Source organism: Caballeronia sp. SBC1 (assembly GCF_011493005.1).
GTDB lineage: Bacteria > Pseudomonadota > Gammaproteobacteria > Burkholderiales > Burkholderiaceae > Caballeronia.
In genome coordinates, this window is sequence record NZ_CP049156.1 from 1692254 (window position 1) to 1705375 (window position 13122).

13 protein-coding genes and 1 tRNA gene are annotated in these 13122 nt (G+C 60.1%); 5 read left to right on the forward strand and 9 right to left on the reverse strand.

Features of this window, described 5'->3' with window-relative positions:
- The first annotated feature begins 56 nt into the window (after nucleotides 1-56).
- Nucleotides 57-548, forward strand: coding sequence for a 2-C-methyl-D-erythritol 2,4-cyclodiphosphate synthase (gene ispF / locus SBC1_RS07490; RefSeq protein ID WP_165089792.1), 492 nt, complete (start codon nucleotides 57-59; stop codon nucleotides 546-548).
- 87 nt (nucleotides 549-635) lie between these two features.
- On the opposite strand, the gene SBC1_RS07495 is transcribed toward ispF, so the two are convergent.
- The 4 genes from SBC1_RS07495 to ompR all read right to left on the reverse strand — a co-directional run bounded on the left by SBC1_RS07495 (nucleotide 636) and on the right by ompR (nucleotide 4195).
- Nucleotides 636-1160 carry a carboxymuconolactone decarboxylase family protein gene (locus tag SBC1_RS07495; RefSeq protein ID WP_165987508.1) on the reverse strand — a complete coding sequence of 175 codons (525 nt, stop codon included), beginning with the start codon at nucleotides 1158-1160 and terminating at the stop codon, nucleotides 636-638.
- 104 nt (nucleotides 1161-1264) lie between these two features.
- Nucleotides 1265-1813 (reverse strand): peroxiredoxin, encoded by a 549-nt coding sequence (locus tag SBC1_RS07500; RefSeq protein ID WP_031359747.1) that lies wholly within the window; start codon nucleotides 1811-1813, stop codon nucleotides 1265-1267.
- 230 nt (nucleotides 1814-2043) lie between these two features.
- Complete coding sequence (locus tag SBC1_RS07505; protein ID WP_165089799.1) at nucleotides 2044-3402, reverse strand: ATP-binding protein; 1359 nt, start codon at nucleotides 3400-3402, stop codon at nucleotides 2044-2046.
- A 67-nt stretch (nucleotides 3403-3469) separates the two neighbouring features.
- On the reverse strand, nucleotides 3470-4195 hold the full coding sequence (gene ompR / locus SBC1_RS07510) for a two-component system response regulator OmpR (RefSeq protein WP_031359745.1): 726 nt from the start codon (nucleotides 4193-4195) through the stop codon (nucleotides 3470-3472).
- Between the two features lie 177 nt (nucleotides 4196-4372).
- Between ompR and SBC1_RS07515 the strand changes: the two genes are divergently transcribed.
- The 3 genes from SBC1_RS07515 (at nucleotide 4373) to SBC1_RS07525 (ending at nucleotide 7969) form a co-directional block, all read left to right on the forward strand.
- Nucleotides 4373-4930, forward strand: a complete 558-nt coding sequence (locus SBC1_RS07515; RefSeq protein WP_370469593.1) for a hypothetical protein — start codon at nucleotides 4373-4375, stop codon at nucleotides 4928-4930.
- 256 nt (nucleotides 4931-5186) lie between these two features.
- Nucleotides 5187-6746: a DUF1800 domain-containing protein gene (locus tag SBC1_RS07520; protein WP_165093116.1), complete on the forward strand. Its 1560-nt coding sequence runs from the start codon at nucleotides 5187-5189 to the stop codon at nucleotides 6744-6746.
- 8 nt (nucleotides 6747-6754) lie between these two features.
- The gene (locus SBC1_RS07525) at nucleotides 6755-7969 is read left to right on the forward strand and encodes a DUF1501 domain-containing protein (RefSeq protein ID WP_165089805.1); all 1215 of its coding nucleotides are present in this window, start codon (nucleotides 6755-6757) and stop codon (nucleotides 7967-7969) included.
- A 29-nt stretch (nucleotides 7970-7998) separates the two neighbouring features.
- On the opposite strand, the gene SBC1_RS07530 is transcribed toward SBC1_RS07525, so the two are convergent.
- The 4 genes from SBC1_RS07530 to SBC1_RS07545 all read right to left on the reverse strand — a co-directional run bounded on the left by SBC1_RS07530 (nucleotide 7999) and on the right by SBC1_RS07545 (nucleotide 11962).
- Entirely contained in the window at nucleotides 7999-8892 is an 894-nt protein-coding gene (locus SBC1_RS07530; RefSeq protein ID WP_206366031.1) for a squalene/phytoene synthase family protein, read from the reverse strand.
- A 231-nt stretch (nucleotides 8893-9123) separates the two neighbouring features.
- Nucleotides 9124-9927 (reverse strand): transglutaminase family protein, encoded by an 804-nt coding sequence (locus SBC1_RS07535; RefSeq protein ID WP_165089812.1) that lies wholly within the window; start codon nucleotides 9925-9927, stop codon nucleotides 9124-9126.
- A gap of 28 nt (nucleotides 9928-9955) precedes the next feature.
- Nucleotides 9956-10888 carry a transglutaminase family protein gene (locus SBC1_RS07540; RefSeq protein ID WP_165089816.1) on the reverse strand — a complete coding sequence of 311 codons (933 nt, stop codon included), beginning with the start codon at nucleotides 10886-10888 and terminating at the stop codon, nucleotides 9956-9958.
- A 252-nt stretch (nucleotides 10889-11140) separates the two neighbouring features.
- Nucleotides 11141-11962: a sigma-70 family RNA polymerase sigma factor gene (locus SBC1_RS07545; RefSeq protein WP_165089822.1), complete on the reverse strand. Its 822-nt coding sequence runs from the start codon at nucleotides 11960-11962 to the stop codon at nucleotides 11141-11143.
- A gap of 176 nt (nucleotides 11963-12138) precedes the next feature.
- Between SBC1_RS07545 and clpP the strand changes: the two genes are divergently transcribed.
- A complete protein-coding gene (clpP, locus tag SBC1_RS07550) occupies nucleotides 12139-12753 on the forward strand; it encodes an ATP-dependent Clp endopeptidase proteolytic subunit ClpP (protein WP_165089826.1) in 615 nt (204 codons plus the stop codon).
- A gap of 86 nt (nucleotides 12754-12839) precedes the next feature.
- Here the strand turns inward: clpP and SBC1_RS07555 are convergent.
- Nucleotides 12840-12926: transfer RNA gene (locus tag SBC1_RS07555), tRNA-Leu, on the reverse strand.
- Nucleotides 12927-13122 lie beyond the last annotated feature (196 nt).

Below are 13122 nucleotides of genomic sequence, written 5' to 3' on the forward strand. Positions count from 1 at the left end.
CAGCGGTTTGATTCCGTGGTTTGATGCAGTTGCCCCTTTACTTTCTAGGACTATCGATGGATTTCAGAATCGGACAAGGCTACGACGTACACCAACTGGTCGAAGGCCGGCCGCTCATCATCGGTGGGGTCAATATTCCCTACGAGCTCGGGTTGCTTGGTCATTCGGATGCTGACGTGCTGCTGCATGCGATTACGGATGCGCTGTTCGGCGCTGCGGCGATGGGCGATATCGGCCGTCATTTTCCGGATACGGATGCGGACTTTGCAGGGGCGGATAGCCGGGTGCTGCTGCGCGAGGCTTTTTCAAGGATCTCGGAAGCCGGCTTCGCGATCATGAATGTCGATTCGACGGTCATCGCGCAGGCGCCGAAGCTTGCGCCGTTTATCGAAGCGATCCGGGCGAATATTGCTGAGGATCTTGAGCTGCCGCTGACTCGCGTGAACGTAAAAGCCAAGACTAATGAGAAGCTGGGGTATCTGGGGCGCAAGGAAGGCATCGAGGCGCAGGCTGCCGTGCTGCTGATGCGTACGGGTATTGACGCCTGAACGTCCGGCGCTTTAAAACGCAAAACGCCACGCTTGATTAAACGTGGCGTTTCGTTGCGTTTATCGCGAGCTTAAGCCTGAACCGGCTTAGTTGCCTTCAGCGGCAATCGCCAACTGAGCGGCGTTGATCACGGCGGCAATCCGGCCAACATCCCGCAATTGCGTCGTGCTCATTCCCTCGCCAACGAGATTCTCGTAGTGCGACTTTACGCAAAAGTGGCACTTCCCAACAATCGATGCGGCCAGCGCATACATCTCGAAGCGCCGCTTATCGACCCCGCCATGCGTTGCATATGCATTCATCCGCAACGCAGCGGGCTGCGTCTTCAGATCGGCGTTATCGGCCATTTCCAGGTACGGATACCAGACGTTATTCATGCCCATCAACGCGGCAGCGGTCAACGCGCCATTCGTTTCCTCGGCCGACAAAACGCCCGCCGCACGGATCAACGCCACAATCTTCGTAGCCTTCGCCGCATAGGCGGCAGCCAGCGCAACGCCCACCGCGTCATTGCCCTCCAACGATGAACGCGCAATCGTGCCGTCCACGTTCAGCCGAATGTCCTTTGCATAATCAGGAATCAGCTCTTTAATCGATGCGAGGAATTCCATAAATTTCTCCTATCTGATCAGCGATAAAAAAGCCCGCCGGCTCGAGCTCAACTCGGAAAGCTGACGGGCTAGGGCAGAAGCCATGCAGGCCTCGCCGATACGACTTACAGCGTTGAACCGCCGACAGCGCGATTGCACGGGCACAATTCGTCCGTTTGCAGACCGTCGAGAATACGCAGGATTTCTTCCGGATTACGGCCCACGTTCAGGTTGTTCACCGATACGTGCTGGATCACATTGTCCGGGTCGATAACAAACGTTGCGCGCAGCGCCACGCCCGCTTCCTTGTCACGGATGCCAAGCTGGTCGATCAACTCGCCCTTCACATCGCCGAACGAATAGTGGTTCAGCTTGCTCAGGTCCTTGTGCTCCCGGCGCCATGCCAGTTTCACGAATTCGTTGTCCACGCTACCGCCGAGCAACACTGCATCGCGATCGGCGAAATCGCTGTTCAGTTTGCCAAATTCGACGATTTCCGTCGGGCAAACGAACGTGAAATCCTTCGGGTAGAAGTAGAGGATCTTCCACTTGCCAGGGAACGACTGTTCGGTGATGTCTTCGAACGCCGACACGCCATTTTCTTCGTGATGATTGAAACCCGGCTTCGCAGCAGTAACGGTAAACGCTTCAACTTTATCGCCCACGGTCTTCATATGAATACTCCTGTGTTCGTTGGAAGAGGAAATCAAGACTAACTGATCGCTGTAACGCTCACATGACGCAGCATCAAACTCACACTGAGTAGCTGATGAATGCGTTGAACGATCCTCACTATAACTCTATTGACTATAATTTTCAATAGATTTTAACTAACAAGCTGGATAGCTTTTAACGAACGGACCGATAGCATTTTTTTGAAACGATCGGCCTGCCGGAAAGAGGCTTACCGGAAGCTGCGTTTTTCCATCGCCGGGAAGTCGATGGTCACCTCAAAACCCGCCTGCGGATGGCGGTTGCGCAAGCGCAGCGTGCCGCGCTGCCGGGTAACAAGCCGTTGCACGATCGCCATGCCGAGCCCGGTCCCGTTGGCCTGCGTGCGTGCGGTGTCCACGCGGTAAAACGGCCGGGTGATCAACGCAACCTGATCTTCGGGAATGCCGCGTCCTTCGTCCATCACCGACAACTCCACGCGCCCGTGATTGACCCGCGTTTGCAGCGTGATCCTGGCGATATCGTCCACCGCGCTGCGCCCGTATTTGCGCGCGTTCTCCAGCAAGTTGCCGATCACCCGCCGTACGTCAGTCGGATCGCCTTCAATGGTCGCGCCTTGGGCCAGATCTGTTTTCATCAGCACGCCGTCTTCCGCGTAGAAACGCGCGGCCATTTCACCACCGATCAACGAGAGATCGACGGCTTCGGCCATGCGCTGCATCGGCCGGGCGTAGTCGAGGAAACGCCCGATGATCATGTCCATCTGTTCGATGTCATCGACCATCGCAAGTTTCGTGGCTTCGTCGGAAGGGCTCATCTCGGTTTCGAGCCGCAAACGCGCAAGCGGCGTGCGCAAGTCATGCGAGATGCCCGCGAGCATCAGCGCACGGTCGGCGTCGAGCTGTTCGAGATCCTGCACCATCTGGTTGAAACTGCGATTGGTTTCGGCGGCCACGCCCATGCCGCGCTCGGGCAATGGTTCAGGCGACTGCCCCGATCCGACCCTGCGCGCCGCCAACGCCAGCCGCGCAAACGGCCGGTTGACGAGACTGGTGATGAAGGCCGCGCCGAACAACGATAGCGCGAGCGCAAAGATGCCCCAGCCGGCCCATTGCAGGCCGGTGACGTTGTCAAGCTGGTCGCGATCGAGCGCCACCCAGTAATCGTCGTCGTCGATCTTAAAGCTGATCCACACGCCCGGGATGTCATTGACGGATTGCGCGATCACTGTGTCGTTGCCGAGCCGGCCGCGCACGTCGCGCTCGATCAACCGGTTCAGCGACTCGTCGGGTTGAAGGCGGTATTTATCGGTGGTTTCGCGCGGGTACACACGCACCCCTTCATTGCTCTCCAGATCCTGCAGCAAAGCGCGGCGCAGATCGGGATCGGAATAAAGGAGGGCGGTACGCGTGAGCTTGACGACCGCGACGAGTTGAAGCGCCACGCGTTGTGCGCGCGGTTCGCGTTCAATCACCCGGAAGCTCTGGAACCATGCGGCGATGCTGACCGCAATCAGCAACGCGATCAAGGCGAAGGTCCGCCAGAACAGGCCGCCGAACGCGAGCGTCAGTAGCCGCCTGTCAATCCGCATGGTTCGTTGATGCTCTTGCTTGTGGCGCGCTCGGGGCGCGTTTGTCAGAACTCAATCAGGACTCAAATCAGGCTGCGCCGTCGGGGATGAAGACGTAACCGAGACCCCACACCGTCTGGATAAAGCGCGGGCTGCTCGGGTCCGGCTCGATCAGCTTGCGCAACCTTGAGATCTGCACGTCGAGACTGCGGTCGAAGACTTCGTATTCACGGCCGCGCGCCAGTTCCATCAGCTTTTCACGCGACAGCGGGGCACGCGGATGTCGCGCGAACACTTTAAGCACAGAGAATTCGCCGGTGGTCAGCGGGATTTCCTGGCCGTTCTTGGTGAGCGTGCGCGTGGCGAGATTCAAAGCAAATTCGCCGAATTCGAAGACTTCGGTGGTTTCGGACGGCGCGCCCGGCAGTTCCGACGGCGACTGGCGACGCAGCACCGCGTGAATCCGCGCGACGAGTTCGCGCGGGTTGAACGGTTTCGGCAAATAGTCGTCAGCGCCCATTTCCAGGCCCACGATGCGGTCGACGTCTTCGCCTTTCGCGGTGAGCATGATGATGGGCGTACGGTCGTTGCTGCCTCGCAGACGGCGGCAGATCGAGAGTCCGTCTTCCCCCGGCAACATCAGGTCGAGCACGAGCAGGTCGAAACGTTCGCGAACCCAGAGCTTGTTCATCGACGGCGCATTTTCAGCGACATAGACGTTGAAGCCCTGTTCGCCGAGATAACGTCGCAAAAGATCGCGCAAACGGGGGTCGTCGTCGACTACGAGTATTTTTGAGGGATTTTTGGTTTCCATGCCCGCATCTTAGCGCGATTAGAAAGAGCTGCTAGTTTGCTCCAATTCTAAGGTAACAGATAGTTACAAAATTTACGGCGAGTGTGGCACGACATAAAGGTTCTATGCGTACACTCCTTTACCTAAGCCCGTCATTCGGTGGATACTCCATTAGTAGAACGATTGCGCGTCAGTATCATGACGGCATTAACCGTCAATACTGGCATGACACGCAAGCACGCCAAAGAGCCAGAGACTGTCCGGTTGTCGAGCAACGAAGGGAACAACATGAAGGGAGCGCGGCGGCGCATACCTGTGCGCACCAAGCGCATCATCCGACTAACGCTGATCGCTAGCGCGTTTTACGCCGTGTTCTCCGCGCGCACCGCTCTTGCGCAACCATCGCAATCTTCCAATCGCAGTTCGTCAGCGTTCGATCGTCCTGATTCGTCGTTGTCTTCGTCACCGACTTCGTCCTCTGCGGCCCAGTATTCCAGTTCACCGGGCGACAGCTCTAACGTCAATCCACATCCGCCCAAAAAGCGCTTCGATGGCCGCTTCATGCGCACTCAGCATCGCATGCAAAAGCCGCTCAACGGTAATCGCGATCTGCAAGCCATGCCGGCCATGCCTCTGCCACCAAGCGATCCGCAACCGCCCGAGCGGCCCCCGCGGCATGGTGTGATGACAGCAGATGAACGGCGGCTGCTGCGCCAGCATATCGAGGAAGCGGTCAGGGATCTCTATAAGCGTTGAGGGGCAGCGCAATGGCGCTGCCTTTGCTCGACCGACCTCCCGGTCGAGCAAAGGCCTTCTCGCGTCAAGCGGATGCCGAAGTGACATCGGCGGTCAACGGGTGCGGGTAGCGCGCCGTTGATTGACATAGCATGGCCACCGGACTCGCTCCTCGATGCAACCTTCCAGGTTTCCTGACATCCACGTTGCTCGCGGTTCGCTGGATCGGTGCGAGCGAGGCGTGAATTTCGTTACGCTGTTCATCGCGTTGTGTTTGATGCTGACTGGCGCGCTGACGGCGCAGGCAGCGCAAAACAACACGCCGCGCCGGCTGCGCAATGTGCATCGGACGGAAGCGGCGGCGGTCGATGCCGATCCGCTCGATGCCACCGACGCCCGCTTCCTGCTCACTCGCACAGGCTTCGAGGCAACTGCGAGCGAGGTCACCCCGTATGTTGGAATGACCCGCGAGCAGGCTGTTGACGCGTTGCTTGCCGGTGCCCGCACTGAAGCCGCGACCCCGCCGCCCGCGTGGGTGACGGAGCCGATTCCATCGGTTGAAGTGCGCCGTGCGTGGACGCAGGAAGAGCGGCGTGACGACCAGCGCGAACAAAGCCGTCGCTACGACGAGTTGCGCGGCTGGTGGGTTCGCGAAATGGTGACCACGCGTTCTCCGCTCACCGAGCGCATGACGCTCTTCTGGCACGATCACTTTCCGTCCGGCGAAGACAAGGTTCACTATCCGGAGCTCATGTTCCGGCAGAACGCGCTGTTGCGTCGTGACGCGCTCGGCAATTTTGGCGACTTGCTGCATGCAGTTTCCAAAGATCCGGCGATGCTGCAATACCTCGATGGCGCCGGCAGTCGCAAAGGCCGTCCGAACGAAAACTTCGGACGCGAGGTCATGGAGCTGTTCACGCTAGGTGAGGGACATTACTCGCAGCGTGACGTGACCGAAGCCGCACGGGCCTACACCGGCTGGACGCTCGATCCGAATACGCTCGCCTATCAATTCAATCCAAAAATCCACGACGACGGCGACAAGACCGTCCTCGGCCAGATGGGCGCTTTCGATGGCGATCAGGTTCTCGACATCCTCCTGGAGCAGCCGGAAACGGCGACCTTCATCACGACCGAACTGTGGCGCGAGTTCATCTCCGAAGCGCCGGACCCCGCTCAGATCGCACCGATTGCCGAGCGTTTTCGCGCGTCGCATTACGACATCAAGACAGCGTTGCGGGGCCTGTTTTTATCGGAGGCGTTCTGGGATGAGCGCAACCGCGGCGTGCTGGTCAAGTCGCCCGCGGAATTCGTGGTTGGCGCTGTGCGCGAGTTCGATCTTGGTTATGCCGATCAGGACGCAACCGCGCTCGCAATCCAGATGCGCAATTTCGGTGAAAATCTCTTTTATCCGCCGAACGTGAAGGGATGGCCGGGCGGTGAGAACTGGATCAACAGCTCCACGCTGCTTGCGCGCAAGCAGTTCATCGAACAGTTGTTTCGCGCGACCGAAGCGCATGGCATGCGCCCGGCGGCGACCAATGCGAAGACGAGCGTCATGTCTGGCTCGATGTCAGGCCCAATGCCCAACATGATGACAAACGCCGCCATGAAACCTGCGGCGATACAACGGCCGCATCCGGGCTTGCGTTTCGATCTCGACGCATGGCTCGCGCGATACAACACGACGCCTGACGCGCGCCCGGACCTGTCGACGCAATTGCAATTGCAGCGCGCGGTGCTGGCGGTTTCTCCCGCCGACGCCATTGAACCTGATGTCACCAGCAGCGCCTATCTGCGGGCCTTGCTGATGGACCCTGCTTACCAGTTGAAATAGGCGGCCCCATGAACCGACGCGACTTCCTTTCGATGACCGGCGCAGCCGGCGCCTTCGCGCTTGCACCTTCGGCATTTGCTGCAAGCCCGCTTCCGGGCGAGATGCGTTCGAGCGGCTACGGCAACGTGCTGATCCTGGTCGAACTGAAGGGCGGCAACGACGGCCTGAACACCGTGATCCCATTCGCCGACCCGGCTTACGCCGCATTGCGCCCGGGCATTGGCATCAAGCGGGAGCAGGTCATCCAGCTTGACGAGCGCACGGGCCTTCATCCTGCCATGCAGCCATTGATGCCGCTCTGGAAAGACCGGCAACTCGCGATCGTGCAGGGTGTGAGTTATCCGCAACCGAACCTCTCGCATTTTCGATCCATCGAGATCTGGGATACCGGTTCGCGCTCCGATCAATATCTGCACGAAGGCTGGCTCACGCGCACATTTCGCGCTCAGCCCGTGCCGGCGGGATTTGCTGCCGATGCCGTGGTGATCGGCAGTGCGGAAATGGGACCGCTCGCGAACGGTGCACGCGCCGTCGCGCTCGTGAATCCAGCGCAGTTCGAGAAACAGGCGCGGCTTGCGACGCCGATATCGCTGAAGGAACGCAACCCCGCGCTCGCGCATATATTGGATGTGGAAAACGAAATCGTGAAGGCGGCCGACCGGCTGCGTCCGCGTGCTGGTCAGTTCGTGCTCAAGACGCAATTTCCGGGTGGTGCATTCGGCACATCGATCAAGACCGCCATGCAAGTGCTGGCCGCTACCGATACCCCTGCCGGCATGCCGCAAACGGGGCAGGGCGTCGCGGTGATCCGCCTGACGCTCAATGGCTTCGATACCCATCAGAACCAGCCGGGTCAGCAGGCGGCTTTGCTCAAGCAGTTATCGGAGGGAATGGTTGCGATGCGCTCGGCGCTGGTCGAACTCGGCCGATGGAATGAGACGCTCATCATGACCTATGCCGAGTTTGGCCGGCGGCCGCGCGAGAACCAGAGCAGCGGAACGGATCACGGCACGGTCGCGCCGCATTTCGTGATGGGCGGCCGTGTGAACGGTGGTCTTCATGGTGTTGCGCCGGAATTGGCGCGGCTGGACGGGAATGGCAATCTGCCGGTCGGTGTGGATTTCAGGCAGATGTATGCGACTGTGCTCGGGCCGTGGTGGGGCATGAATTCTGCCGCAGTCCTCGGGCAGAAGTTCGAGACGCTGCCCTTGCTGCGGGCTTGAGGCGCGGCGTATCAAGAAACGAAGCGACCTTATCTCACGCGCCAGCTGATCCACAGTTTGCGGATAGGCGTCAGCGCAATCCGCTGATGAAGCACCTGGAAATTCTCGCGTTCTATCTCGTCGAACAATGCCAGCGATAAAGCCGCTTGCGTACGCAGCACGCGCTGTGTCGCGCGCTCGTCCGAGGGGATTGCGGCCAGTGACTGCTTGAGCGCTTCGCGTGCGCGACCAATCTGGAAGCGCATGAGGTCAGTGAACGCATCGCTGTATTTGCGGTTGATGAGATCGGCCGCGGTGACATTGAAGCGCTGCATCTCGTCGATGGGGATATAAATGCGGCCGTGGCGCGCGTCGTCGCCGACTTCCGCTATGCGCTCCGACAGCATTAACGCTGTGCCAAGCGAGTTGGCCCAGCCCGGTGCGTCGTCAGGACGGCGCGCACTCGCGCGGGCGACGATCAAGGCGAACTCGCCGCCGACGTTGTCCAGATAGCGCCGCAGACCAGTCCAGTCGAGATAACGTGCCTGATCAAGATCCATGCTGAAGCCGTCGACCAGATTGTCGATTGACGCGCGTCCTCGTTCGTCGAGAACCGGAGTGTTCGCCTGATGCGCGGCGATCGCTTTCGTCACCGGATGCGCGGGTTCGCCGCCAAACAGGCTGGCCAGTTCCTTTTGCCACCAGGCGTGTTTGGTGCGGCCGATGGTAGGGTCGCTGGTTTCCTTGACGGTGTCTTCCAGTTCCCGGCGCAATGCGTAAAACGCTGTCAGGAGCGGCTGTCTGGCCGAGGGCGCGCGGCGCAGGGCGTAGTACGTGCTGGAGCCATCGGGCGCGGCTTTTTGCTTGCAATAGTCGTCGAAGTTCACGGCAATGGAAGGTGATGACGGCGTAAGCCGATCGGTCCAGGCCAGAAAAAAAGCCATTGAAACTCAATGGCTCGCGCGTGTTCTGGAGACTGGACAGGTAAGGGAGGATGCTGCATTGTCTTTTTCAGTGCATTAAGGATCTCGCTCACTGCACACGATATTCAGCCCGAATTATCCCCCGGATGGGAATGTGCTGCAAGGCGGGGCGGATCAGGCGCCGCCACGCGGTGCGTTGAACTTGCTCCGCGCGGCGTGATATTAGTTAGATATCCGAAGTGAAAGTGCTCGTTATTCCGCCTCGCAAACCACATCGAATTTGAGCAGCTTCGTGGGGCCGAAGGTATTGCTGATCGCGACATCGGCAGCATCGCGGCCTCGCGCCATCAACACGCGGCCCTTTCGCGGGACGTTGTTGCGCGCATCGAAGGTCTGCCAGCTTCCGCCGATAAAAACCTCGAACCACGCGGCGAAATCCATTGTGGTGTAGGGCGGCGGCATACCGGCGTCGCTGATATAACCCGTGCAATAGCGGGCCGGAATATTCATCGCGCGACACAACGTGACGGCCAGATGCGCGAAATCGCGGCACACGCCCTGGCGCTCGTTATACGCTTCCCACGCGGTCTTGGTCGGCCGCGCGTGCGCATAATTGAACACAATGTGGTTATGCACCCAGTCACAAATAGCCTGCACGCGCGGGCGTCCCAGCGGCGTATTGCCAAACATTTTCCACGCTACATCTGAGAGGAGGTCCGTTTCGCAATACCGGCTGCCAAGCAAAAACACAAGGCATTCGTTGGGCAGGTTTTCAACCGGATGTTGCTCGCCATCGGGCCCGGGCTTTTCGAATTCATCCGTCACCTCAAGCAACGCCGACGTCGACAGCGCTATCTGGCCCTCGGGCGCAACTATCCGGCTGCACAGGTTGCCGAAGCCATCGCGATACTGCGAGATCGGCACCGGCGGATCGACCACCAGTAGGTCAGCGAGCAAGACCTGGGGGGCGAACGAGAAGTGCGTGTTCAGCATGAGAAGCATGGGTGTCGGCTGCGGACACTCGTAGACCAGCTCGTAACCAACGCGGAGTTTCATGGGAGTGGCCTTTCTATGGAAGAGGACATCAGCGGTTCTCGGTCACGCTGACCTCGACATCGAGGCCGCGAAACGAGCCGGGCTCGCCGTTCCAGGTTCCCCATAGCGGGAGGGCCTGATGGTGGTCCCATGCAACCGCGACGCGGATGAGATGACGGTTGCCGATAATGCTGTTGGTCGGGTCGAAGTCGACCCAGCCAGCGCCGGGAAGATAAATTTGCAGCCACGCGTGCGTGGCGCCGCCGCCGCGCGTGGTGTCGGGCTTGGGCTCAAGCGGGGCGTCAGGCGGAGGGGCAACTGTGGAGGCAACGGGGGGTGCAACTTCAGGCACGAAGATGTAGCCGCTGACGAACCGCGCGGCCAATCCCAGCGAGCGCACCACGTCCATCATGAACACGGCGAAGTCCCGGCAACTGCCGCTGCGCAGGCGCAAGGTATCGGCGGGACGATTCACGCCTTTTTCCGTGCGGCGAACGTACTTGAAGTCGTCGTTGATCGTCTGGGTGATCTTGCGCAGCAGCGCCATTGTGCCCATGGGTTCGCCGGGCGTGACGAAACGTTTTGCCCAGGCATCGACATCGCCGTCCGGCTCCGGCCGGTTGCGCGCATTGACCAGGTCCGACGCTTCTTCGTTCGTGTACGCAAACGGAAACGTCGCGGCGTAGCGCTCCAGCGCGTAGTCCGGATGCGGCGTTTCGAAGTGCTCGAGCGTGACTTCGCTTTCGAACGTCAGCTCCGCTGCCTGGGTATCGAACGTGGCGACGGCCACCGAGTTGTCGAAGATATCGTGCAGCCAGCGCAAGCGCGCCGGTTCCGGCGTGATCTTCAACTGCATGGTGACGAGGCGCAGATCGTGGCTGGACTTCGGCCGGAACATCATTCGATGCTCGCCAAAATCCACCGGTTCCGAATATCGGTAGGTGCTTGTGTGGCGGACGGTAAAGCGTTGCGGCTCGTTCACTTGACAGCACCGTTTAAGCGAAAACCAACAGGCAGGAGGCCGCTGGTCAACCTGCTCCGCGACCCTGCCGCGACTATCGCGGCCTGATGGTTGAAAGCCATTGTGGATCCTTGATCGAGATGGCTGGACTCTCCAGACACCGGTTTTCAGGATACACGAGACGCCTCGAGCGAAAGAATTCGTTTGCGGCTTGACCAGCGGCCCTGTGCGGATATTTCCTCGCGATCGGGAGACGACGGCCGCACGAAGGTGTCAAACAGCCACGAGGGAGAGTGCGCGCTCGCCGGTGACGGTTGAGTGCAAGTCGATGCGTCCGATCCGCAGCCGTGCGATCAACGCGTGCGTCACCAGGGCCGCCCGCTGCTCGGCGATTGCTGTCGCGGAAACTGGCGCGACCGTAGCCAACCCCGGCGACGGGATTGACGCCGTGGCAAGCGTCAACGCGACCAGCGCGCTAACGTCCTGACGCGCGATGGCATCGAGTAATGGCTCGATTGCATCATCTTCATACGCCGTATGCGTTGCGTCGTTGTTTTTTCGATCGTCACGCACCCGGTCTTTCGCGCGATGCACCATTTGCCGGCAATGCGCGGCGCTCCGGTTAAGTATCTTCGCGATACTCGCGTAGTCCGCTTCGAACGCCTCGCGCAGCAGGAACGCCGCCCGTTCCTCGGCCGACAACCGGTCGAGCACGCGGCGCATTCCATACGACAAATCCGATGTCTGTTCCGCGAGTGTCTGGGCCGACGGCGCGTGATGGATGGAATCGAAACCGTCGAGATTATCGATACCGCTGGGTAACGGCGCTTCATGTTTCAGACGCCGCAAGCGGTCGATAGCCGTCCGTTTTGCCACCGTCGCGAGCCACGCTGCGGGCGTGTCCAGCGCATTGCGTCCCGCAGCGCCCGCCGTGCGCTGATGCAGATGCCATTTCACGAACGTGTCCTGGACGACGTCCTCGGCGTCCGCGCGCACGCCGAGGATCCGGTAAGCCAGCGAAAACAGCCGTGCGCGCGACGCCTCGAAGATGGCGAGTTGCGCCGTGTCGCGATCGATATCCGTATCACCAGTCATGCGGTTTTTCCTCATTGCGTGCTTTCGCTCTGTATCGGCCTGACGGTTGGCGCCATGCAAATGTGACAGCCGCAGGCAAAAATATATCGCCTGAGCGAGCGTCACGCACGGATGGTCTGGCGCGTCATATCGGCTGAAGGCATCCCACATTGAGCAAAAAAAGGAACCGCAGCGATATGAGTCCCCACAAGAGTCCCCACAACCTTGGCCTCGTGCCGACCGTCATTGAACACTCCGGGCGCGGCGAGCGCGCTTACGACGTCTATTCGCGACTGCTGCGCGAACGTATCATTTTCGTGGTGGGGCCGGTGACGGACCAGACCGCGAGCCTGGTCGTCGCGCAGCTGCTGTTTCTCGAAGCGGACAACCCTGAGAAGGACATCGCGCTTTACATCAATTCGCCGGGCGGTTCGGTCTACGACGGCATGGCGATCTTCGACACCATGCAATTCATCCGGCCAGATGTTTCGACGCTTTGCACCGGATTTGCCGCGAGCATGGGAACGTTTCTGCTGACCGCGGGCGCGAAGGGCAAGCGCTTTGCGCTACCCAACGCGCGCATCATGATTCATCAGCCTTCGGGCGGCTCGCAGGGCACAGCCGCCGATATTGCCATCCAGGCCGAAGAAGTGCTGTATTCGCGCCGGCGCCTGAACGGGATCATGGCGGAGCGCACGGGGAAGAGCGTGGAGCAGATTGCAGCTGACACCGACCGCGATAATTTCATGTCGGCGGATCAGGCGCGGGATTACGGGCTGATCGATGAAGTGCTGACCCAGCGCGCTGCCTGAACGAGCGCGCGGTGGCATGGGCCGAAAAACCGGCGGTGCAAATGACAAAGCCTCGCAGTTTTCACTGCGAGGCTTTGTTTTCATCTTGGTGCGTGAGGTCGGACTCGAACCGACACGACATTGCTGCCGTCAGGACCTAAACCTGGTGCGTCTACCAATTTCGCCACTCACGCGCGTTTGTGCGGCTAGTTTAAAGCGGGTTCGGGAGGGTGGGGAGACGTGCAATCCATGCCCACCCCTCGTACCACCTACCGTGCTTATGCAATCCGCTTTGTAACTTCGGGAAAGCGATTTTCCCGGCGACGCAGGTACGTGCATCGCGCCAAGCCCGGCATTCTAACCGAATCGATGCCCAATGTCTCCATGCGC